This is a genomic window from Thalassotalea ponticola (assembly GCF_041379045.1).
Lineage (GTDB): Bacteria > Pseudomonadota > Gammaproteobacteria > Enterobacterales > Alteromonadaceae > Thalassotalea_A > Thalassotalea_A ponticola.
Genome location: NZ_CP166871.1, coordinates 875,969 through 896,296, shown reverse-complemented (window position 1 = coordinate 896,296; position 20,328 = coordinate 875,969). Strand labels below are relative to the sequence as shown.

Below are 20,328 nucleotides of genomic sequence, written 5' to 3'. Positions count from 1 at the left end.
CCATGAAATATTATTCACTATCTCTAATCTTTTTCGTTTTTATTGCCGTATCTTATACTGTGGTGGCATCAGATAACGACATTGCGACGCTGCGCGACAACGTTAATTTGGAGACACAAAAGACGCCTGAGCCGATCCCAGCAGTAAACAATGACGACATCAAGCGCAGTCGTGCGTACCCAATGCAACCGCCGCTTATTCCGCACAAGATTGACAACTACCAAGTCAATCTCAACGTCAACAAATGCATGTCTTGCCACTCAAGAGCGCGCACTCAGGAGTCACAAGCGCCAATGGTAAGTGTTACCCATTACATGGATAGAGACGGTAACTTTCTCGCGGAAATATCACCGCGTCGCTATTTTTGTAATCAATGTCACGTAGTTCAGCATGACGCCGAGGCTCTCGTAGAAAACCAGTTTGTCGATATGCACAAACTGATGCAGGAAAAACAATCAAAATCCAGTAACAACCCAAGCGACACCAACAAGTAAGGATATGCTATGAAAGATACTATCAAGCGTATATGGCATACTCTCAAGCGTCCGAGTGTGCATTACAGCCTTGGCACGTTAGTGATCGGAGGGTTTATTGCCGGCATTATCTTTTGGGGTGGCTTTAATACCGCTTTAGAAGTAACCAACACAGAGGAGTTCTGTACCAGTTGTCACGAGATGAAAGACAACGTTTATGAAGAGCTCAAACCAACCATTCACTTTACTAACCGCTCCGGTGTTCGGGCCACGTGCCCAGATTGCCACGTGCCTCATAATTGGACCGACAAAATTGCCCGTAAAATGCAAGCGTCAAAAGAGGTGTGGGGTAAGGTTTTTGGCACCATAAGTACGCGTGAAAAATTCTTAGCGAAACGACGCGAACTCGCTGAGCACGAGTGGGCGCGTTTAAAAGCAAACGATTCGTTAGAGTGTCGAAATTGTCATAACTTTGACTACATGGACTTTACCGCACAAAGCAAACGCGCGGCTGTGCAGCATTCAACGTCTCTTGCCTCGGGTGAAAAAACCTGTATAGATTGTCACAAAGGGATTGCTCACGAGTTACCCGATATGGAAGGCGTAGAGGGTTGGTAACAAACTCGTAACCCTAGCAGGCAGCCTATTGGCTGTCAGTCGCCTTGGCGATGATTTAAACATCGCCAAGGGGTTCAAGCGCTTCAAACGGCAATATTACTTACCCGACGAACCGCGATGGTCAGTTGATATAGCTGTAGATTTTACTTAAAAATGACTGGTTTATTAGAGCGATAATAGGTTCGACTGTCGGACTCTGTCCATTTCCCCTGTTTAAAGTATGACGTGGACACCTGTATTCTATCGCCGTCAAGTGTGTTGGTTGAGCGAACTTGCGTGATACCGTCGTCATTACCGGTTACATTTTCATACGCCTCAAATTGATTATCATTGATAATTTCAATGTGTCCATTGGTGTAAAAACCCGCCGTGGTAAAGTAATAGAATACTAGCTGTTGCTGTTCTTTATCCCAGAAAATAAACGATTCACCACCGTATAGGCCGTCGTTTATTGAATGGGTTGTGCGTATCGCCGAGCCATTTAACGCCCTTTGCCAGAGAGCGACATCCACCATGGCAGGCTGCTCGCCCTTAGTCTCAAACGTAGCTTCCCACGTTCCCAAATAAGCCGCAAATATCGCCAATTTATCATCTAAGGCTATTTCATCAGCAGTCGCAGGCTTAACCTGGAGGGCGCCAGTCAACAGCAAACTAGACACGAGTAGTAAGGCAGTAATAAAGTGACGTATCATGACAGTATTCTCCACAATAAACGATTCTACTAACTATAGCAGTCCATAGCCCATATCAGTTAGCCCATATAAAGCGAAGTTGATCGCCTGTTAGCGATACGCTAACTGCGCTAATTACGACAATAAAAAGTCAAACGGCTCAATCCATACCTTCTCTTCGGCATGCACTTTTGCTTGCTCACGCGCCAATAAAATAAAGCAATTAGCCTTGGCGACACTGGTTAATACGCCTGAACTTTGCGTTCCAGTACTTTGAACAACAATTTCGCCTTGCTCGGTAACCGACCAAATCCCACGATGAAACTCCATGCGACCGGGTGATTTTTTAAGATCACTGACAGATTTGGCCAACAGCTTAGCTCGTTCTCGCGTTGTTTTACCTTGCATTTTTTCAATCGCAGGGATTGCCAATTGGTATAACGTCACCGCAGCCGATACCGGATTGCCCGGTAATCCAAAAAACACACTGTTATCCAAACAACCAAAAGCCAGTGGTTTCCCCGGTTTCATGGCGATTTTCCAAAATTCTATTCGCCCTAACTCGGCTAGTATTTGCTTGGTGTAGTCAGCGGCGCCTACTGATACACCACCACTTGAGATAACCACATCAGCCACTGCGTCTGCTTGTCGAAAAGCCGTTCGCAACGCATCGACATCATCGCCAATCACACCAAAGTCAATCACCTCAACCTGTAGTTTGGCTAACATCGCGGTTAATACAAATCGGTTGCTTTCGTAAATCTCGCCGTCGGCAAGCGTTTCTCCGGGGCTTTTCAGCTCATCACCCGTCGCTAGTAACGCCACTTTGACCGGTCTAAACACCGATACATGCGCAACACCAATAGAGGCAAGTAAGCCAATATCCGCCGGTGTAATGGTGTGTCCGCGCGCAAAAATAACACTGCCCAATTTGATATCTTCACCGGCTAAGCGCACATTGGCGCCTTTCACTCCAAGCTTACTAATTGATATGGCTTGCTTTTGCTGAGTGGTTTGTTCCTGCATAACCACCGTATCACAGCCGTCAGGTATTTTGCCTCCGGTCATGATGCGTACACATTGATCCGCTTTAACTTGCCCTTCAAAGGGGCGACCGGCAAACGCAGTTCCAACAACGTTTAATGGTGTCGTATGCTCCTGCATATGTTCAAAGTGAAACGCGTAGCCATCCATAGCCGAGTTATCATAAGGCGGCACATTAACCGGTGCATAAACGGTATCGGCAATCACTCGGCCACCGCTTTGCTCGATTGGCACAGTGTCGATTTCGTCAACCGACTTAACCACGTTTAACAACATGGTTTTAGCTTGCTCGAACGTTATCATGTCCCCCAAAGCGCAGAGATCAGACATAAATAAACTACCCTATATCAATGTGTTGTGGTGATTATTATACCGATAGTGTAGGTAAATTTGGCTCGGCAAACAAATGCATTTACGACGATTATGAGCTTTGAACGATCTTTCGACTAAACTTAAGGGACTATGCAATCGAATTAAAGTCAAAAAAATAATCAAAAGCTCTTTGTATAGCCCATCCCCTTCACCTCGAGGGGGTAGCTATATTGATAAACATTGCACATTTAGTTGTCAATAATCCGAGGGCACAAGCTATGAAATGTCACACTATTCTGCCGTTAAGTGCTGTTTGTTTGGCAATGTTGGCCAGCTATCAAACACGAGCAAATACCGCCAACTCGCTAGGCAATGCGGTAAAAGATAGCCAAGTCGATGTCAACTTTCGTTATCGCCTTGAAGCAGTTGATGAGGATGCCAAAAGCAGCAATGCACTAGCGTCAACATTAAAAAGTCGCTTAACCGTTACGTCGGGCTCAATCGCCAATATTTCAGCCAAGGTCGAGTTGGACAACGTTACCTACATAGGTAGTGAGCGCTTCAATTCAACCGTCAATGGCAAGACCGATTATCCCGTTGTCGCCGACCCCGATGGTACTGAATTTAACCAAGCCTTTTTGCAGTATCACAATAACAACCTCACATTTAGCGCTGGTCGACAGCGGATATTACTTGATGACCAACGATTTGTCGGCGGTGTTGCTTGGCGTCAAAATGAACAGACCTTTGATGGTTATCGGCTGCAATACAGCCCTTTTGACAAATTGAGTCTCGATTTGAGCTACATCTACAACGTCAATAGAATCTTCGGTGAGGACAGTGCTAACTCGGATTTTCACGGTGATATTTATTTGCTCAACGGCAAATATCAGATCAACGATAAGCATAGCGTTACACTGTACAACTACGCATTGGATTTTGATAATGCGAGTTTGCAGTCGAGTAACACCATAGGAGGTATGTACCAAGGGCAATTGTCATTAGTAGGGCTTGGTTTGCAAGTCAAGCTGGCAATGGCGCGGCAAAGTGATGCTGGTGACAACCCGAACAATTACGATGCCGATTATTTTTTAGCCCAAGTATCAAGTAAAATTTCGGTGGTTACTTTTACCCTAGGTCACGAATCTTTGGGCAGTGACAACGGTGTTGGCTTTAGTACACCTCTGGCCACGTTGCACGCGTTTCAAGGCTTCACTGATAAGTTCTTAAACACCCCCGCTAACGGCGTGGTAGACAACTACTTAAAAGTAGCTTGGCCGTTATACGACATTAAATTATCCGCCGCTTACCACTCATTTGACGCCGAGTCTGGTAACGACGATTACGGTGATGAAGTGAACTTTAGCGCGGCATACGCCTTTAACAAACGATATTCGGTACTGGCCAAAGCAGCGCACTACAATGCCGATGACTTGGCTAGCGATACTTCTAAATTCTGGTTAATGTTTAGCGCGCAATTTTAATAGTGCTAAGTAACACATACTAATGAGCGTGCGTGATTGGCTATTAATGCATGTAAACAACACCCATTCTTTGGTGATGTGCTTATTTAGTGTTAACCTTATAGTAAACACGTATTAACATACGACAAATACGCCGAGCCTTGCTCCCTACCCCTGCACATCAGGCATGGGGGTTTGGCCGTAGCAACTCATTGTTATTAATTAATAAGCAGACCGGTAGACGGTCGATTAATTAAGGTGTGGTGCTACCAGGGTTAACGGGGAAACTCGTTAGCCTCCCTACTTTGGAAAGGTGATATGTTAACAGACACATTTGGTCGACGGTTTTATTACCTGCGACTCTCGATTACTGACGTTTGTAATTTTCGCTGCCAATACTGCTTGCCTGATGGCTATCAATGCGAGCACGATAGGCAGTTTCTCAGCTTAGATGAAATATCGCGTACCGTCCGCGGATTTGCTCGACTTGGTACGGAAAAAGTGCGTATTACTGGAGGTGAACCCGCGCTGCGCAAAGACTTGCCTGAAATCATTTCTCGCTGTAAGCAAACCCCTGGCATCAATACCGTCGCTCTGACCACCAATGGTTTTAACATGGATAGTCAGTATCAACACTGGTTCGATGCCGGACTGGATGCACTGAATATATCCATCGACTCATTTGAACCTCGACAATTTGCCGCGATCACGGGAAAAGACAAGTTAGATAGTATTTTATCGGCGATCGACAACGCGCTGACCACCGGCTTTAGCCAAATAAAAATTAATACGGTGTTAATGCGCGAATACAATGCCCATGATTTACAACAGTTTTTTAACTACGTTAAAGACAAACCGATCAGTTTGCGCTTTATCGAATTAATGAAAACGGGTGATAACGGCGACTTTTATCAGCGCCAACACGTCAGTGGTCAGCAATTAAAAAACCAACTGTTGGCGAATGGTTGGATACAGCAGGTACGAGACAAGACAGCGGGCCCTGCAGAAGTTTATCGGCACCCCGATTACCGAGGAACTATTGGCTTGATCATGCCCTACGCAAAAGACTTTTGCGCTAGCTGTAATCGGTTGCGTATTTCCAGCTTGGGCAAATTACACCTGTGTTTATTTAGTGATCAAGGTCTCGATATACGCCAGTATCTACAAAGCGACGATACCAGAGAATTTGAACAACAGTTAGTGGCCTTATTACAAGATAAGAAGGTAAGCCATTTCCTCCACGATGGATACAGTGGCGCCACCAAACACTTATCTATGCTAGGCGGCTAAAGACCAACAAACAGACAATAATAACGAGTACGTGTTCATGGAATTTAAATACGAATGTCTAGGCGTGGTGCTAGCCGGAGGTCAGTCACAGCGCATGGGTCAAAACAAAGCGATGCTGACCCTCAGTGGCGAAACCTTAATACAGCGAAGCATTAACACCCTACAACAGTGTTCGGTTGATAAAGTTATCGTCTCTGGTGCTAACAACGGCGGTGATGCTGATTTAGTCATCAACGCAGGACCTCTTGGTGGCATTTATTCAATTATCACCAAATACCGTCCGCAAAGCCTATTAGTGCTCCCCGTTGACGTGCCCTTTATGGATGCTAAGCATTTGCAACAACTGCGTATTAAAGGCGCACTCAGGCAAAAAGTGACTTATTTTAACGACAGCACCCTACCAGCTTTTATCCCAGTCAATGCGCCTTTTTTACAGTTTATAAACGACCATTTTGGTCATGGCCAATTTCAAGCCAACAGCAAAGGACCATCACTACGCCAGGCATTTAGCCGTGCCGGGCAACAAAGTATCGCATTAACAAATAGCCGCTTACTGTTTAACACCAACACGCCACAGCAATTTGAGCAAGCCAAGCTTATGCTCAGCGACAAGCCATGGCGCGGCTCAATAGAATAATTAAGGACTACTAGCAATGTCAGCAAGTAAACACGCAGAGTTTATTCCGTTACACATCGCCGTATTAACCGTGTCCGATACCCGCAATGAAGACACTGACACATCGGGTAAGGCGTTGGTTGAACGATTGCAACAGGCGGGACACCTGCTCGCTGAAAAAGCGATTGTCAAAGATGACGTCTACCAACTAAGAGCGGTCGTGTCTAAATGGATAGCCGACCCTGCGATACACGTCATCATCTCAACCGGTGGCACAGGATTTAGCCAACGAGACAATACTCCTGAAGCCATTAGCGTATTATTTGACAAGGCCATCGAAGGTTTTGGCGAGGTGTTTCGCCACATCTCATACGGTGAAATAGGCACCTCGACCGTGCAGTCTCGGGCCTTTGCCGGTATGGCCAACCAAACCCTTGTTTTTTGTGTACCAGGTTCAACCAATGCGTGCAAAACGGCATGGGATAAATTGATCGAAGAGCAACTCGATGCCACTCACAAACCGTGTAATTTTGCACCTCACTTAAACCTAACCGACAGATGTCAAAGTCGAGGTTAACGATGAGCACACTCAGTCATATTAATGCACAGGGCGAAGCTAACATGGTCGATGTCAGCGAAAAAGCGATAACGGTCAGAGAAGCGCGGGCGCAAGCCATAGTCAGTATGAGTCCACAAACGGTGGCGCTTATTTCCACTGGTGGTCATCACAAAGGCGACGTTTTTGCTGTCGCCCGAATAGCCGGTATTCAGGCGGCGAAAAAATGTAGTGATTTGATCCCCTTGTGCCACCCACTCATGCTATCGAAAGTACAAGTCGACTTTGAGTTACAGCAATCACTTAACCAAGTTGTGATCACCAGCAGATGCCGTCTAAGCGGTCAAACGGGGGTAGAGATGGAAGCGCTTACCGCTGCCAGTGTTGCGGCACTGACCTTATTTGATATGTGTAAAGCGGTTGACCCAGCCATGGTGATCAGTGACATTAAAGTACTTGAAAAGCAAGGTGGTAAAACCGGTCATTGGCAAGCGCCAAAGCAGGATTGAAGATATGATTAATATTTTATTTTTTGCAGCCGTCAGAGAAACATTAAACTGTTCGCAACTGGCACTAGAGCTCCCCAAAGACAATGCGACGCTAGCCGATCTAAAGCGTTCATTGGCCAGTCGTCAAGGTAAGTGGCAACAAGTTTTTACTGATAAGCTACTCATGTGTGCCGTAAATGAAGTGATGGTCAGTGACGACAACACGCCAATTAAAACCGGTGATACGATCGCCTTTTTTCCGCCAGTCACAGGGGGTTGATATGTCGATAATTCAGGTTTCGGTACAACAAGCGGACTTTGACTACGCGCTTGAAGTTGAAAAACTGGAAGCAGACAACAACAATGATGGTGCTTTGGTCACGTTTGTCGGTCGTGTTCGCAACCGAAATGACGGTGAAAATATTCGGCAGTTAACCCTTGAGCACTATCCTGGCATGACCGAAAAAAGTCTACAGGCCATTGCCGAACAGGCTTGCGAGCGATGGCAACTGGGACGAGTGAGTGTTATTCATCGTTATGGTTGCCTGAACGTTGGTGAGAAAATTGTGTTTGTTGGTGTCACCAGTGCCCACCGGCAAGACGCGTATCACGCCAATGAATTTATAATGGACTATCTCAAGGTTAAAGCCCCGTTTTGGAAAAAAGAAACAACAGAACAGCACGAGCGCTGGGTTGAGGCCAAGGGCAGTGATCAAATAAAGGCGACAACATGGTGATTTGGCGCTTTTGGCTTTGTTGCTGTTTGTTGATTCTCAGTTTCCAAAGTTTGGCAAACGAGCTTCGCATTGCCTGTGCCGCCAACTTTGCCAAGCCGCTTGAGCACCTTTTAACTGAATTTAATAAACAGGTGTCGATAAAACCCAAAGTAAGTATTGGCGCCAGTGGTGTCTTGTATCAACAGCTTCGTCACGGCGCGCCATTTGATATCTTTTTCAGTGCTGATACTCTCAGACCCAAGTTGCTGAAACAGCAAGAGTTAATTGTTGATAACGCTATCGCGACTTACGCCGTTGGACAACTCGCGCTGTGGTCAAACAGCAAGCAAACAGCCATTTCGCTATCGAGCTTGACCAATCACCAAGGGCGCATAGCCATTGCCGATCCAAATATTGCTCCCTACGGTCAAGCTGCCAAAGAGGTACTGGTGAATCACAACTTGTGGCAACACTTTCAACACAAGTTGGTCATTGGTCACAATATCAATCAAACCTATCAACACACCTTGAGCGGTGCGGTCGATTACGGTTTCATTTCGTATTATCAATTACTTAGTTCCGACAGAGGCACGGGTGTGTTAATCGACCCTCAATTGCACCAACCGTTAGAGCAACAAATGGTTATTTTAAAATCTAGTAAAAACATTGAGTTAGCTCGTCAGTTATATCAGTATGTATTATCTGCAGAAGGTCAAGCGATTATCGCCCAATACGGCTATATACAGCCCAGTAATACCTCGGATGTCGACGCGGCAACCCGAGCAACTTGGCCGGCAGAACAATAACAACAAGGTACATCTGTTTTGGATTATTACAATGAATGGCAAGCGTTAATTACAACGCTGAAGCTCGCCACTGTGACCACGGTGATATTGCTCATTATTGGCACGCCTCTAGCGTGGTGGCTTGCGCGCATGCAGTCACGTATCAAAGTGATATTTGAAGCACTTGTGGCACTGCCTCTGGTATTGCCTCCTACCGTATTAGGGTTTTATTTATTACTGCTTTTTTCCCCCGCCTACCCCACAGGTTCGCTATTGCAAAAACTAACCGGATCCTCCTTGGCCTTTTCCTTTACCGGTATTGTTATTGGCTCCATTTTATATTCACTGCCATTTGTCGTGCAGCCATTGCAAAAGGCATTTGAGCAACTTGGCGACAGCCATTTAGAAGCGGCCACTATGCTTGGCGCAGGCCCTGTCGATCGCTTTTTTAGCGTCGTTGTTCCGATGACCAAAGCAACCTTTATTACCGCAGCAAGTTTGGGCTTTGCTCATACCATCGGTGAGTTTGGCGTAGTGTTAATGATTGGTGGGAATATTGCTGGTGAAACACGCGTGTTATCAATTGCATTATTTGATCAAGTCGAGGCGATGAATTATCAAACTGCACATGTATTAGCGGCGGGCCTATTAATTGGCTCAGTTATTCTATTGGCGTTTATTTATTTGCTCAATTATCGTTCAGACAAATCCATTAAGGCGGTTAATAATGCTTGAACTGCGACTATCACTCAATTTTGACAACTTTGATCTGGATATAGAGCAATGCTTTGCGACAAACTCAATAACTGCCATTTTAGGGCACTCGGGCTCGGGCAAAACCAGTCTGTTGCGAATCATCGCTGGCTTAAATAAAGACGCGCGTGGTAGCGTTGTATTTAACCAACGAGTGATGCAAGATGATCAACAATTTATTGCCCCAGATAAACGCCGAATTGGCTTTGTTTTTCAAGATGCACGGCTATTTCCTCACTTAGACGTGCAAAGTAATTTACTCTATGCATTAAAACGCAGGCAACACGGTGACTTGACGTTAGCAACAATCAGTCAATTAACACAGGTAACACCATTACTCACACGACGTGTTGATAAGTTATCAGCGGGTGAAAAACAACGCGTGGCCTTAGCAAGAGCACTGTTGAGCGATCCGCAACTATTGCTGCTTGACGAGCCACTCAGTTCGCTGGACAACCACAGTCGCGGCGCGATGATCAAATTGCTAAAACACATCCATGATACACTCTCACTACCAATGCTCTATGTCAGCCACAGCGTGGTCGAGGTACAGCAATTAGCCGATCATGTGATTGTGATGAGCGAGGGTAAAATAAAACAATCTGGTCATGTTCATCAAGTTCTCAACCAGTTAGAACCGTCACTGAATAACGACTTTAGTTTGCAAACATCATTGTCGCTAACGATCAAACGCCACCTTTATGACTACGGCTTAACCGAGCTGATATTACCACCGCCTCTCGCGCAACACTCAGAGTCAGAAAACCTAACCCTTTACAGCAATATTATCGATCGAAGCGAAGGCTCTATTGTGCGGGCTTATGTTATGGCAAGTGATATATCGATATGTTTAGACAAACCAGAAAATAGCTCTATTAACAATATTATTGCCGCGACAGTGGTCAGTATATCGGCTCTAAGCAATAACCTGGCGTTGGTAAAGGTTGGCGTATTAAATACCCAGTTTTCAGTAACCATCTCTCGATACTCGCAACAAAAACTCGCGTTGGATAACAACAAAACGGTTTACATTCAATTTAAAGCATCTGCGATACGCCATTTATAGCGTTGTGCCTAAGTTGCGTTGACCATAGCCAATAAATGACAACAGTCTATTTTAGTACGGTACATTGAGGTGAATGGCGTAGCAAGTTGACGAGGCTAGTAGTAGGCAAAGAAAAAAGCCCTCTGCGAGGGCTCTTTTCTGTTAATTCATTACTAGTTACTTAAATAATCCCATTTGGCGATCGTTTATTGCGTCTCGCCATCCGCCTAGCCACTCCATTTTGGCATCTGTACTTTGATAGGGGCAGTTTTCTTTATTTTTTCCGGCAAGGCCTGCCTGATAGCCATTAGAATGAGCTCGCTCTAAACGATCGCGTTTTTGTCTTTTCATAGATGACTCCTCTATTATTTGAAGATCGGTGGGTATACTACCACCACCTGGAGACGGTCGAAAAAAAACCACATCGACACATCTAATATAGACGCATTTGAAAGCCCGATGCAACCCCTTAAATAGAAACTATTGAACACTCAATACAAAAAAAGTTGCAGGCGAAACTCGATATTAACGACATAGATAAGGTTTCAATTGATAAGCCAACTGAATAAGCATTTATTAAATATTTTTTAACCCAACAAAAACATAAATTTAGACCATATTAACAACATAACCTTGCACATTATTGGTCATTTACGCTGATTTTGTTAATTTAAAATATAGATTGTTTTAGCTGTTATCAATCGAAAAATATCTATAAAAAAAACGCTTATTCAGTCGCGCAATAACGGCATTAGCATCGACTCTAAACCATTGACTTTCACTTCATAAACCAGCGCTAATTGTTGGCCCAATTTGCCTTCCGGCCAGCCATTGGCATTAAACCAAACGAGATAGGGTTCTGGTAAAAGGAGAAGTTTACGTCCAGCGTATTTGCCAAATGGCATCACCGTATTGATGGCGGCTAACAGTGCTTGTTGATTCATGGCAATAACAGATTACTCAATTTGCAAAGTGCCAATATACCGTTTTTAACGTACTATGAATAGAACGCGAGATTTGACAGAGGTAATAAATATGACGGAATTTAGCAAAGCTTACCTTGCCGGTGGCTGTTTCTGGTGTATCGAAGCACCATTATCTCGCCTTATCGGTGTGCACCATGTTACCTCCGGTTACATGGGAGGGGAACTTGACAACCCAAGCTATGCCGATATTTGCACGGGAACCTCTGGTCACGCTGAAGTCGTTGAAGTTACCTATGATGAAAGTCAATTAAGCTACGCTGATTTACTCAAGGTATTTTTTACCATTCACGACCCCACCCAGCTCAATCGCCAAGGTAATGACGTAGGCAGTCAGTATCGCTCAGCCATTTTCTATACATCTCAGTCACAACAGCAGACCGCTCATCAGCTGATTGACGAAATAGACAACAGCCAAGAGTACTCAGATAAGGTTGTTACCGAAGTCGCGCCTGCTAGCCAGTTTTATCCGGCAGAAGTACACCACCAGCAATACTTTGACAACAACCCGTATCAACCTTATTGTCAGATTATCATCGCCCCCAAGCTTGCCAAACTCGCCCATTTGTTTAGCGATTGGATAAAACCAGATTAAACCAAGTCATTTCTCTGTGCTATGCGCTCGAGTATTGGCTTGAGCAGAATTCGCATGACATATCCAAAACCTTAGCAGCTGACATTGAATGCAGTAGCAACCTGCATAAACCTCTAGCGATCATGAAGGCTATTTTCAGAACATTGACTCCATTAACGTTAATCGCTGAAGTGGCGTTAACGGATGAATCACATAAAGCATTTACAACCGTCTTGTGTCGTTTTGAGTGAGTCACAATAACAGAAAAAGAACATCGTCATTCCATCATGTTTTTCGACTGCAAGAATGCAGGAGGTAGAGCAACGCATGAAACGGTTGCCGAAGATGGAATCTCCTTCAGTTTCGATGTGGCTTGACCGGCCGAAAAGTGCTGTGAGTTCAACTGGTGAATGGATTAAAGCAATTCATGAACAACCAAAAATTCCGTTTCAACAGATATATGAACACAACAGTCTTTCCGATGATGAGATAGCTGCTTAGGACATGTATCTAGGTGCTATTGATCCATACCGTTACAATACCTTCAGAGGTATAGGAAAGCATGGAGTATCTCATTCAGCAAAGACAGCGCAAATGGTCTAATTAATTCAACTCAGCGGTTAGGTATCGACTGCATTATTTAATTTTTGCTCGTGAAGCATTTTTATATTTTTCTTCACATTCTATTCACAATGGCTTTGCTAATTTAGCGAACAGTCAATTTGTTGGAGAGAAATAATGAAAAAATTACTACCTGTATGTTTTAGTGTTTTAACTACCTTTGCTAGCTTAGCTGCTATTGCTGATGATAAAAACGTATTGATGGTGTTAAGTAGCTATGGCGAGAAAGACGAACAAGGTGAATTGATCAAACCGGGCTACGAGTTTGATGAAATGAGTAAATCTTACCTAGTCTTTAAAGCGGCTGGTATCAATGTCACCTTTACGTCCCCTAATGGCGGTGTGTTAATTACCGATAATTTTGATAAAGAAAAGCCCTATAACAAAACCTTTTTAGAAGATAAAGCAGCGGTTAAAAAACTCGATAATTCGATTGAGCTTAGCAAAATTAAGCCGGCTAACTATGACGCCGTTTACGTTGTTGGTGGTAAAGGTCCTATGTACGATTTAGCGGTTAACCAAGAGCTTAAAAGTATCATCAAGGAAATATATCAGCAACAAGGTGTGGTCGCCGCTGTTTGTCATGGCCCTGCTGCATTACTTGACATCAAATTAAACGATGGTAGTTATTTGGTGGCGGATAAACGAATTTCTGCCTTTACCAATTTAGAAGAAGGGGCGTTTACTAAGAAATGGCAGTTACCTTTTTCTTTAGAAGATGATCTTATCGCTCAAGGGGCAAAGGTGATTAAAGATGGTTTAATGCTTAATCAAGTAAGTGTTGATGGTCGCTTGATCACTGGCCAAAACCCATTCTCAACGGCAGATAGTGCTATAGCGGTCGTTGAAAAACTCGGCTTACCAACGCAAGGTTTGCCAACGTTTAAAGATGACAACACCATTAAACTGGTTGAACGTTTTTATTTAGATAGTGTGGGAGCTAAACAGGAGTTTATTACCAACAAACAAAACTATAACCCGATGTTACTTGCCATGTTTGGTTTTTATCAGAGTCAACATGCCAGTACAGAAATGCAGCGCAATGTTGCTTTGATGCTAATGGAATTAACTCAGCCTGAGATTAATCATCCGATGTTAGCCCTTGCAATTGCGCAAACCTACCTTGATAAAAGTGATTTATCCACCGCAACGCAATTATTACAGCAAGCACGCAAAAACTTCCCTGATAACGAACAAGTTTCAGAGCTGCTTAATAAGGTTATTAACTCATGAATGGGTTCAAAAATAATTGGAAGAAAATTATGACAACATTAGCAGGCATATTTATTGTATTAGGTGGAATTTGGTATGGCATTTGGGGGCTAAAAGATTATCAAGTAACACCTGAAATTATCGAAAAAAGATATAGTTATCAAAACGGGTCGATTGATATGGATATGGTCAAAATTGATGATGATCAGTTTGAGTTTACCTACACCAGTTTTGATGGCGCTAAAGTTAATGGTCGCATTGCTTATCCAAAAGCCTTAAGCGCCAACAAAATACCGGTTTTGTTGGGCGTACATGCGATGGGGCGAAGTGAGAATCGTTGGTGGATGGATAGCTTCAAAGAGCGTCCGACATTAGAGCAAACGCATAAAATTACCGAGCAGGCACTAGCTAATGGCTTTGCTGTGATTGCTATTGATAGTCGCAACCATGGTAAACGTAAAGAGTTAGACAACAGCGTTATCGATATCATAGATAATATGCATATTTGGGGAGAGCGAGAGCCTTATGAGCAAATGATCATTGATACCGTTAAAGATCATCGCGTGTTATTAGATTGGCTGGATCAACAACCTCAATTCGATCAAACACAAACCCGTGTTGCCGGTTATAGCATGGGAGGTCATGTTGCGCTACTTCTTGCCGGCATTGATGAGAGAATAGAACACGTTTTATCGATTGTGCCACCATACCTTGATGATAAAGTTGCGATTGTCGCACCCAAAAATATCGCAAATGGTTTAGATATTGATAAAGTATGGTTAGTGACAGCCAATGATGATGAATATGCATCAAGTGAACAAAATAGCGATTTATTCTCTTTATTTTTAACTGAAGATAAAAAGCACATTACCTTTGATAGTGGTCATCTTTTACCAAACGGCTACTATCAACAACTTTCAGGGTGGTATCAGTGAAGGCGACAGAATTAAAAGTTCTCGTGGTCGAAGATAATGTTGCAATTAGTCAAAATATTGCAACGTTCTTCGAAGCTAAACATATTTTATTAGACTTTGCCTATGACGGTGAACAAGCTTGTCAATTGGCATTAAGTCAATATTATCATGTCGTCGTTTTAGATATTGCAATGCCGAAAATGGATGGTTTAACGGTCTGTAAAATTTTACGGGAAAAATCAGATCGTCATATCCCTATCATCATGTTAACGGCTAGAGATACTTTAGATGATAAGTTAACGGGCTTTGCTCAAGGTGCGGATGATTACTTAACCAAACCTTTTGCACTTGAAGAGCTTTATGTTCGATGTCTTGCGCTTGCTCAACGTCATACGTTAAATCAGCCGAAAGTGCTCACCCTAGGTCAAGGCGAGCAGCTTTTATCCCTCGATATATCGAGAAAAACGGTGACAAGAAATCATCAACATGTGCATTTGCAGCCTATCCCTTTGATGATTTTACAAATCTTGATGGAGGCCTATCCAAGAGCTATCACCCGTAGCGAGCTGTGTGAACGAATTTGGGGAGATGAACAAACGTCATCGGATGCTTTACGTTCGCATTTATATCAGCTCAGAAAAGCGCTTGATAAGCCTTATGCGCACGCGATTATTAAAACCATGCATGGCATAGGTTTTAGTTTATCTTTAGAGTCTCAATGTTAAATGAAGGCTATTATGTTTTCTAACCAAATTCGTACACGTATTCTGGTCTATTTTATTACCAGCGCGACCTTAATTAGTTTACTTTTCTCCGGTTTATCATTGCTTTTTAGCTACCATGTTGAAGATTCATTGTTTTATAAATTATTAAATAATGAGATGAGCCAAGTGCAACAGCAGTTGAATAAAGGGTTGTCACCAAGCCCTAGCTTATCTTTTGTAAAATATTATCAATCGACTGAACAGTTACCTATTTCTGTTCAAACATTACTGAATGAAGAGCCGGAACGAATTGAGTTTCCTGGACAAAACCAGAAACACTATCATCTAAAGAAATTACCAGAAGGATTTTTACTAGCAGAAGTCAGTGACTATTTAGTTGTGCGCAGCATCAAAGGAAGTATGGCGAAAACCCAACTGGTGTTTCTATTGGTTATTGGCGTTATTGTCGCGTTAATGTCATGGTCGTTAGCTAAGCGCATTGTTAAACCTATGGACAAATTGGTTAGCATATTATCGAAAGTTCAAGAGCAAGAGTTACCGAAAGGGTTTTCTAAAGATTTTGCCAATGATGAAATCGGTTTTTTTGCTAAAAAATTAGATCAAGCCATGGTGAGAATTAGTCAGTTTATTGAGAGAGAACGGCATTTTACTCGTGACGTCTCTCACGAGCTACGCACCCCTATTGCGATTAACCAAGGTGCGTTAACGTTATTAAAGGCAACTGAGTTAACGAAAGAGCAAAGCATATTAGCTAAGCGATTAACAGATGCCCAAATACAAATGCAGCAATGTATTGATGGCCTATTAGCGCTTGCTAGAGAAGAGAGTTTTCAATATGACGATATCGCGATTTTACCGATCATCGAACAATGTATATTAGAGCATCATAAGGCAATAGAAGGTAAAGATATTGAGCTAGACCTTGATATTGAGCCTAATGAGAACGTTTTCGGCAGTAAATTAGCGATGCAAATTGTTATTGGAAATTTAATTTCTAATGCCTTTCAACATACCGAGCAGGGGGTTATTCGCATTCAATATCAATCAGGTAAACTCACGATTAAAGATTCCGGTGAAGGGATTGCCCCTGAGTTATTATCGAATGTCTATCAATCAGGCAGTAAAGGGGAAAGCAGTACAGGTTTTGGTATTGGCTTGTCATTGGTAAAACGACTTTGTGAGAAAACCAATATGAAGGTTGATATTTCATCTGATCAACAAGGCACTGAAATATGCTTACTTTGGTTAAAAGCACCTGCAATTTCGGTATAGTTGTCACTGATTTGGTAACTTATTCCTGTCCAAAAGCGAGTTAGTTGAACGTATGTTATTTTGGTTTTATTCGTTGTGTGAATATGTAGCTAAATGGCACTAATCGGCCGTAGAAACCAGCCAGTATATATATCTATGGCTATTAACATTTAGGTCATGTGACATTGGCGGCTGAGATGAGAATCTAGCCGCCATTTAGAAAAAAATGACTGAATTAATACATCATCGCAAACAGTTTACGACGATAGGTTGATGCCAATTTATCACCGTCAGGTAAACCGGCGATAACATCAAGTAATAGCTTTTTCGCTTCTTGGTCACCACTGTCTTGCTGTAATAAACCGTACAATAAAACCAGCGCTTCTTCTTGTCGATTAACTTGCGAGTACTGTACTGCCAGTTCTATTTTTATTTCACGACTGTCAGGTTGCTCGGCAAGTCGCTGTTCTAAGGCGACAATTTCTGGTGAGTTACTCGCTTTTTCGGCAAGCTCTAGCTTGGCTAACAACGAGTGATAATAGCTATCTTGATCAACCATTAATACGCTATCGAGCAAGCCTTTGGCGTCTTCCAGTTTGCCTGATTGTATGTAGGCGTCAGCAAGTGCTTTATTGATATCTGCACGCGTATTGTCAATTTCTCTGGCGCGACTCAATGCGGTTAGAGCGTCTCCTAACTGCGCATCTCGCAACGCTTTTTGTCCTTGTTCGAGTAAGCTGTCTTCGGCTTTCGGTAAAAACTTGGCGAGAAACTCATCGACTTGCTCATCGGTTTGGCCTCCAGCAATACCATCAACGGGCTGCCCTTCTTTGACCATAACGGCAGTGGGTAGTGACTGAATGCCAAACTGTTGCGCGATTGCTTGTTGCGTCATGCAATCCACCGTTGCTAAGGTAATGATATCGCTGACATTGGCTAGTTTTTTCGCCAACATGTCTTTCAATTCAATACTTTCGGGAATTTGTTCAGCAAAAAATGTGACTAATACGAGCTTGGTTTGTGACTCTTCTAACACCACTTGTTGAAAGTTTTCGGGGGTTAATGCAATCAAAGCTTGTGTCATGAATTACTCTCTTTTAATTAGGGGGTAGTTATTAAATAAGGATGAAATAGCCAAAATACAAGTCGGTGCTTGCGAATGATTCGGTTAAATGGTTGTTGGCTCACAACTTCGCGCCGTTATACTTAATCAAAGCCGTCAATACCACACTGCTCAAACCGCTATTAGTTAATTGTCGATAATAATCAGTATATTTACAGTAAAACGAACCATTTTTGATTACAATAAATGCACAACTTAGCAGTAATTATTGAGATTTATCATGGAACAAGAAATAACCGATGCAATTGTAATGATTAACCAAGAGCAACGCCTATTTGCCTTAACCACCGCCCAAGGCGATTGGGTTGTGTGTGACTCTGAGCAAGACTTTGCCGATGTATTACCTATTTGGGCGAGTAGTCAACACGCTCAGCGCTTTTGCGTCGATCAATGGCAAGATTATCAAGTGGGTGAAATTGACGTTGAAACGTTTTTAGAAGAATGGGTTGCTGATCTCAATGACGACAATGTTGGTATCGGGGTTAGTTGGGAACTTGACAAAGGCGGTATTGAAATGAATGTTATCGACTTCGCCAAATTGTTAGCTAAAGCCCTGTAACGCTGTAGCCATGGTGGCCATATCATGGCCATCGCGCCATATCTCAACAGCGCTACCTCAACGCTGTATGATCCACCCGACGATCAGCGCGTAACCGATCTCGCATACATAAATGCAAAAGAGATGGTGTTGACCCAAACTGACAACACCACTCTCAGGTTAATAGTTATTGATGTCACCTATCTACGGCTTTCGAGAAAATACCGCCATGAGCTTAGACCTTGTTAGTTATGTTAGCTCATCTTTACCCAGTATAAATACGATAAAGACGACGAATAACATCACAACATGGGTCGATGAAAATGCACTGAGACTGGTCTGAGAAAATCCCCCGGCCAGTTTATCAAGGTCAAACCACGCGGTAATTGCCTGTGGCTCAAGAGTGAATAAAACAACGGCTAGCCAAACCAACATCAACAGCGTTAATGCCAGCCAAACAATGAATCTGTTACGCTGACGTCTTTGCAAGCGTTGTAACACTTGTTGCCTAAATTTAGGGTCATCAACAGATGGCATTGGCTGCTTTAATAGTGAGTCTAAATCGATATGTTCATTCATTTAGGCTACTCCTTTATAACAGTCTTTCAACTGCTGCTGCATAAGTTCTTTACCGCGATTACAGTGAGATTTTACCGTGCCTAACGGCATATCTAATAACTGACTTATTTCCGACTGGCTGTAACCTAACGTCAAGTGCATGGTGATTACCGCTCTTTGGTTGACTGAAAGTGACGACATCAATCGGTAAATCAATTGCTCCTGTGCTAATGTTTCATCGACATCGGCCACCGTGGTGTGCAATTGCTGTTCACTTACGCTCTGATGCACTAAGGTATTTTTTCGTTGCTCCGATAACACCTTGAGGTATTGCCGATAAGCAATGCGATACAACCACGATTTAAATGCCGACGTGTTATTGAGCTGTCCGAGTTGTTGATAGGCAATAATGAAGCTTTCTTGGGCGATATCATTGGCCAAAGCGATATCACCAGCGGTTAAACGCCGGCAATAGCCGAGTACCTCTGACTGACATTGACGCACAATGCGATCAAATACACGTCGGCTTTGCTGCAGTTGAAACTTAGCGATTAAGCTGTCTAACATGATAAATGATTGCTATTGGCCTTTATTGGCCATTTTTGCCAGTAACAAATAACCAATCCCTATTGCCAACGGAAACATGGCTATCGCCGCGATGTCGCGATCGACATCGCCTATATAGGAGTATAGAGCAATACCAATCGACGCACACACCAACAGGATACCCCGCTTAAAGTCACTTTGCGGATTCTGTTGCATCTGTAATAGTTGCTCCACACTTGAAGGAGATATGCCCTCGCCTTTGTCTAAGGCTTTTTGAATAGTTTGTTGAAACACAGCTTTGTTTTTGTGGTTGTAAAACACAATCAACCATATCACAACACCTACGGTCGCAAATAATGCAATTGGAACTAGATCGCTCGCCATAATAAAATCCTCTGTTAACTTATTTGTATGATGTTATAAAGTAAGAGGCGATTTATAGAGTGATCGGAT

Annotated in this window: 26 protein-coding genes and 1 riboswitch; of the genes, 18 read left to right on the top strand and 8 right to left on the bottom strand. The window is 43.1% G+C overall.

Going from position 1 to position 20,328, the window contains the following annotated elements:
- Positions 1-2: 2 nt before the first annotated feature.
- Both ACAY30_RS03945 and ACAY30_RS03940 read left to right on the top strand, forming a co-directional pair.
- Positions 3-494, top strand: coding sequence for a nitrate reductase cytochrome c-type subunit (locus tag ACAY30_RS03945; protein ID WP_290250740.1), 492 nt, complete (start codon positions 3-5; stop codon positions 492-494).
- 9 nt (positions 495-503) lie between these two features.
- Complete coding sequence (locus ACAY30_RS03940) at positions 504-1,091, top strand: cytochrome c3 family protein (RefSeq protein ID WP_290250741.1); 588 nt, start codon at positions 504-506, stop codon at positions 1,089-1,091.
- A 143-nt stretch (positions 1,092-1,234) separates the two neighbouring features.
- Here ACAY30_RS03940 and ACAY30_RS03935 read toward each other — a convergent pair whose 3' ends face one another.
- Positions 1,235-1,783 (bottom strand): hypothetical protein, encoded by a 549-nt coding sequence (locus ACAY30_RS03935; RefSeq protein WP_290250742.1) that lies wholly within the window; start codon positions 1,781-1,783, stop codon positions 1,235-1,237.
- A 114-nt stretch (positions 1,784-1,897) separates the two neighbouring features.
- Positions 1,898-3,136: a gephyrin-like molybdotransferase Glp gene (glp, locus tag ACAY30_RS03930; protein ID WP_290250743.1), complete on the bottom strand. Its 1,239-nt coding sequence runs from the start codon at positions 3,134-3,136 to the stop codon at positions 1,898-1,900.
- A gap of 260 nt (positions 3,137-3,396) precedes the next feature.
- On the opposite strand from glp, the gene ACAY30_RS03925 reads away from it, so the two are divergent.
- From ACAY30_RS03925 to modC, 10 genes are all read left to right on the top strand, one after another.
- The gene (locus ACAY30_RS03925) at positions 3,397-4,602 is read left to right on the top strand and encodes an alginate export family protein (protein WP_290250744.1); all 1,206 of its coding nucleotides are present in this window, start codon (positions 3,397-3,399) and stop codon (positions 4,600-4,602) included.
- Positions 4,603-4,721: 119 nt separating this feature from the next.
- A riboswitch (molybdenum cofactor riboswitch) is annotated at positions 4,722-4,913 on the top strand.
- Positions 4,900-5,871, top strand: a complete 972-nt coding sequence (gene moaA, locus ACAY30_RS03920; protein ID WP_290250745.1) for a GTP 3',8-cyclase MoaA — start codon at positions 4,900-4,902, stop codon at positions 5,869-5,871. Its footprint overlaps the riboswitch before it by 14 nt.
- A gap of 37 nt (positions 5,872-5,908) precedes the next feature.
- The gene (locus tag ACAY30_RS03915) at positions 5,909-6,508 is read left to right on the top strand and encodes a molybdenum cofactor guanylyltransferase (RefSeq protein WP_290250746.1); all 600 of its coding nucleotides are present in this window, start codon (positions 5,909-5,911) and stop codon (positions 6,506-6,508) included.
- Positions 6,509-6,524: 16 nt separating this feature from the next.
- Positions 6,525-7,064, top strand: coding sequence for a molybdenum cofactor biosynthesis protein B (gene moaB, locus ACAY30_RS03910; protein ID WP_290250747.1), 540 nt, complete (start codon positions 6,525-6,527; stop codon positions 7,062-7,064).
- A 2-nt stretch (positions 7,065-7,066) separates the two neighbouring features.
- Positions 7,067-7,552, top strand: coding sequence for a cyclic pyranopterin monophosphate synthase MoaC (moaC, locus tag ACAY30_RS03905; protein WP_290250748.1), 486 nt, complete (start codon positions 7,067-7,069; stop codon positions 7,550-7,552).
- A 4-nt stretch (positions 7,553-7,556) separates the two neighbouring features.
- Positions 7,557-7,811, top strand: a complete 255-nt coding sequence (moaD, locus tag ACAY30_RS03900) for a molybdopterin converting factor subunit 1 (protein WP_290250749.1) — start codon at positions 7,557-7,559, stop codon at positions 7,809-7,811.
- Position 7,812: 1 nt separating this feature from the next.
- Positions 7,813-8,268, top strand: a complete 456-nt coding sequence (gene moaE, locus ACAY30_RS03895; RefSeq protein ID WP_290250750.1) for a molybdopterin synthase catalytic subunit MoaE — start codon at positions 7,813-7,815, stop codon at positions 8,266-8,268.
- Positions 8,262-9,053 (top strand): molybdate ABC transporter substrate-binding protein, encoded by a 792-nt coding sequence (gene modA, locus ACAY30_RS03890; protein WP_290250751.1) that lies wholly within the window; start codon positions 8,262-8,264, stop codon positions 9,051-9,053. The genes moaE and modA overlap by 7 nt, the downstream gene beginning before the upstream one ends.
- 18 nt (positions 9,054-9,071) lie before the next feature.
- Positions 9,072-9,767 (top strand): molybdate ABC transporter permease subunit, encoded by a 696-nt coding sequence (gene modB, locus ACAY30_RS03885; protein WP_290250752.1) that lies wholly within the window; start codon positions 9,072-9,074, stop codon positions 9,765-9,767.
- Entirely contained in the window at positions 9,760-10,851 is a 1,092-nt protein-coding gene (gene modC / locus ACAY30_RS03880; RefSeq protein WP_290250753.1) for a molybdenum ABC transporter ATP-binding protein, read from the top strand. The genes modB and modC overlap by 8 nt, the downstream gene beginning before the upstream one ends.
- Positions 10,852-11,007: 156 nt before the next feature.
- Here modC and rmf read toward each other — a convergent pair whose 3' ends face one another.
- Positions 11,008-11,181 (bottom strand): ribosome modulation factor, encoded by a 174-nt coding sequence (gene rmf, locus ACAY30_RS03875; protein ID WP_290250754.1) that lies wholly within the window; start codon positions 11,179-11,181, stop codon positions 11,008-11,010.
- Positions 11,182-11,561: 380 nt separating this feature from the next.
- A complete protein-coding gene (locus ACAY30_RS03870) occupies positions 11,562-11,774 on the bottom strand; it encodes a DUF3820 family protein (RefSeq protein WP_290250755.1) in 213 nt (70 codons plus the stop codon).
- Positions 11,775-11,865: 91 nt separating this feature from the next.
- Between ACAY30_RS03870 and msrA the strand changes: the two genes are divergently transcribed.
- The 5 genes from msrA to ACAY30_RS03845 all read left to right on the top strand — a co-directional run bounded on the left by msrA (position 11,866) and on the right by ACAY30_RS03845 (position 17,131).
- The gene (gene msrA, locus ACAY30_RS03865) at positions 11,866-12,408 is read left to right on the top strand and encodes a peptide-methionine (S)-S-oxide reductase MsrA (protein WP_290250756.1); all 543 of its coding nucleotides are present in this window, start codon (positions 11,866-11,868) and stop codon (positions 12,406-12,408) included.
- Between the two features lie 717 nt (positions 12,409-13,125).
- Positions 13,126-14,241 carry a type 1 glutamine amidotransferase domain-containing protein gene (locus tag ACAY30_RS03860; protein ID WP_290250757.1) on the top strand — a complete coding sequence of 372 codons (1,116 nt, stop codon included), beginning with the start codon at positions 13,126-13,128 and terminating at the stop codon, positions 14,239-14,241.
- A 29-nt stretch (positions 14,242-14,270) separates the two neighbouring features.
- Positions 14,271-15,155 (top strand): S9 family peptidase, encoded by an 885-nt coding sequence (locus tag ACAY30_RS03855; RefSeq protein WP_290250758.1) that lies wholly within the window; start codon positions 14,271-14,273, stop codon positions 15,153-15,155.
- Positions 15,152-15,859, top strand: a complete 708-nt coding sequence (locus ACAY30_RS03850; RefSeq protein WP_290250759.1) for a response regulator transcription factor — start codon at positions 15,152-15,154, stop codon at positions 15,857-15,859. The genes ACAY30_RS03855 and ACAY30_RS03850 overlap by 4 nt, the downstream gene beginning before the upstream one ends.
- Positions 15,860-15,871: 12 nt before the next feature.
- Entirely contained in the window at positions 15,872-17,131 is a 1,260-nt protein-coding gene (locus ACAY30_RS03845; protein ID WP_290250760.1) for a HAMP domain-containing sensor histidine kinase, read from the top strand.
- Between the two features lie 214 nt (positions 17,132-17,345).
- Here the strand turns inward: ACAY30_RS03845 and ACAY30_RS03840 are convergent, their stop codons facing one another.
- Positions 17,346-18,194 (bottom strand): tetratricopeptide repeat protein, encoded by an 849-nt coding sequence (locus tag ACAY30_RS03840; protein WP_290250761.1) that lies wholly within the window; start codon positions 18,192-18,194, stop codon positions 17,346-17,348.
- A 259-nt stretch (positions 18,195-18,453) separates the two neighbouring features.
- On the opposite strand from ACAY30_RS03840, the gene ACAY30_RS03835 reads away from it, so the two are divergent.
- The gene (locus tag ACAY30_RS03835; protein WP_290250762.1) at positions 18,454-18,792 is read left to right on the top strand and encodes a DUF2750 domain-containing protein; all 339 of its coding nucleotides are present in this window, start codon (positions 18,454-18,456) and stop codon (positions 18,790-18,792) included.
- Positions 18,793-19,020: 228 nt separating this feature from the next.
- On the opposite strand, the gene ACAY30_RS03830 is transcribed toward ACAY30_RS03835, so the two are convergent.
- From ACAY30_RS03830 to ACAY30_RS03820, 3 genes are read right to left on the bottom strand one after another with little or no spacing between them, the layout of a single operon-like run.
- On the bottom strand, positions 19,021-19,350 hold the full coding sequence (locus ACAY30_RS03830) for a hypothetical protein (protein WP_290250763.1): 330 nt from the start codon (positions 19,348-19,350) through the stop codon (positions 19,021-19,023).
- Entirely contained in the window at positions 19,351-19,896 is a 546-nt protein-coding gene (locus ACAY30_RS03825; protein WP_290250764.1) for an RNA polymerase sigma factor, read from the bottom strand. It abuts the gene before it with no gap.
- Positions 19,897-19,908: 12 nt separating this feature from the next.
- Positions 19,909-20,259 (bottom strand): DUF6249 domain-containing protein, encoded by a 351-nt coding sequence (locus tag ACAY30_RS03820; RefSeq protein ID WP_290250765.1) that lies wholly within the window; start codon positions 20,257-20,259, stop codon positions 19,909-19,911.
- Between the last annotated feature and the right edge of the window lie 69 nt (positions 20,260-20,328).

Excerpts from the sequence above, each read along its gene's own strand:
- ACAY30_RS03945 (WP_290250740.1), top strand. The coding sequence starts at position 3 with ATGAAATATTATTCACTATCTCTAATCTTTTTCGTTTTTATTGCCGTA.
- ACAY30_RS03940 (WP_290250741.1), top strand. The coding sequence starts at position 504 with ATGAAAGATACTATCAAGCGTATATGGCATACTCTCAAGCGTCCGAGT.
- ACAY30_RS03935 (WP_290250742.1), bottom strand. The coding sequence starts at position 1,783 with ATGATACGTCACTTTATTACTGCCTTACTACTCGTGTCTAGTTTGCTG.
- glp (WP_290250743.1), bottom strand. The coding sequence starts at position 3,136 with ATGTCTGATCTCTGCGCTTTGGGGGACATGATAACGTTCGAGCAAGCT.
- ACAY30_RS03925 (WP_290250744.1), top strand. The coding sequence starts at position 3,397 with ATGAAATGTCACACTATTCTGCCGTTAAGTGCTGTTTGTTTGGCAATG.
- moaA (WP_290250745.1), top strand. The coding sequence starts at position 4,900 with ATGTTAACAGACACATTTGGTCGACGGTTTTATTACCTGCGACTCTCG.
- ACAY30_RS03915 (WP_290250746.1), top strand. The coding sequence starts at position 5,909 with ATGGAATTTAAATACGAATGTCTAGGCGTGGTGCTAGCCGGAGGTCAG.
- moaB (WP_290250747.1), top strand. The coding sequence starts at position 6,525 with ATGTCAGCAAGTAAACACGCAGAGTTTATTCCGTTACACATCGCCGTA.
- moaC (WP_290250748.1), top strand. The coding sequence starts at position 7,067 with ATGAGCACACTCAGTCATATTAATGCACAGGGCGAAGCTAACATGGTC.
- moaD (WP_290250749.1), top strand. The coding sequence starts at position 7,557 with ATGATTAATATTTTATTTTTTGCAGCCGTCAGAGAAACATTAAACTGT.
- moaE (WP_290250750.1), top strand. The coding sequence starts at position 7,813 with ATGTCGATAATTCAGGTTTCGGTACAACAAGCGGACTTTGACTACGCG.
- modA (WP_290250751.1), top strand. The coding sequence starts at position 8,262 with ATGGTGATTTGGCGCTTTTGGCTTTGTTGCTGTTTGTTGATTCTCAGT.
- modC (WP_290250753.1), top strand. The coding sequence starts at position 9,760 with ATGCTTGAACTGCGACTATCACTCAATTTTGACAACTTTGATCTGGAT.
- rmf (WP_290250754.1), bottom strand. The coding sequence starts at position 11,181 with ATGAAAAGACAAAAACGCGATCGTTTAGAGCGAGCTCATTCTAATGGC.
- ACAY30_RS03870 (WP_290250755.1), bottom strand. The coding sequence starts at position 11,774 with ATGAATCAACAAGCACTGTTAGCCGCCATCAATACGGTGATGCCATTT.
- msrA (WP_290250756.1), top strand. The coding sequence starts at position 11,866 with ATGACGGAATTTAGCAAAGCTTACCTTGCCGGTGGCTGTTTCTGGTGT.
- ACAY30_RS03860 (WP_290250757.1), top strand. The coding sequence starts at position 13,126 with ATGAAAAAATTACTACCTGTATGTTTTAGTGTTTTAACTACCTTTGCT.
- ACAY30_RS03855 (WP_290250758.1), top strand. The coding sequence starts at position 14,271 with ATGACAACATTAGCAGGCATATTTATTGTATTAGGTGGAATTTGGTAT.
- ACAY30_RS03845 (WP_290250760.1), top strand. The coding sequence starts at position 15,872 with ATGTTTTCTAACCAAATTCGTACACGTATTCTGGTCTATTTTATTACC.
- ACAY30_RS03840 (WP_290250761.1), bottom strand. The coding sequence starts at position 18,194 with ATGACACAAGCTTTGATTGCATTAACCCCCGAAAACTTTCAACAAGTG.
- ACAY30_RS03835 (WP_290250762.1), top strand. The coding sequence starts at position 18,454 with ATGGAACAAGAAATAACCGATGCAATTGTAATGATTAACCAAGAGCAA.
- ACAY30_RS03830 (WP_290250763.1), bottom strand. The coding sequence starts at position 19,350 with ATGAATGAACATATCGATTTAGACTCACTATTAAAGCAGCCAATGCCA.
- ACAY30_RS03825 (WP_290250764.1), bottom strand. The coding sequence starts at position 19,896 with ATGTTAGACAGCTTAATCGCTAAGTTTCAACTGCAGCAAAGCCGACGT.
- ACAY30_RS03820 (WP_290250765.1), bottom strand. The coding sequence starts at position 20,259 with ATGGCGAGCGATCTAGTTCCAATTGCATTATTTGCGACCGTAGGTGTT.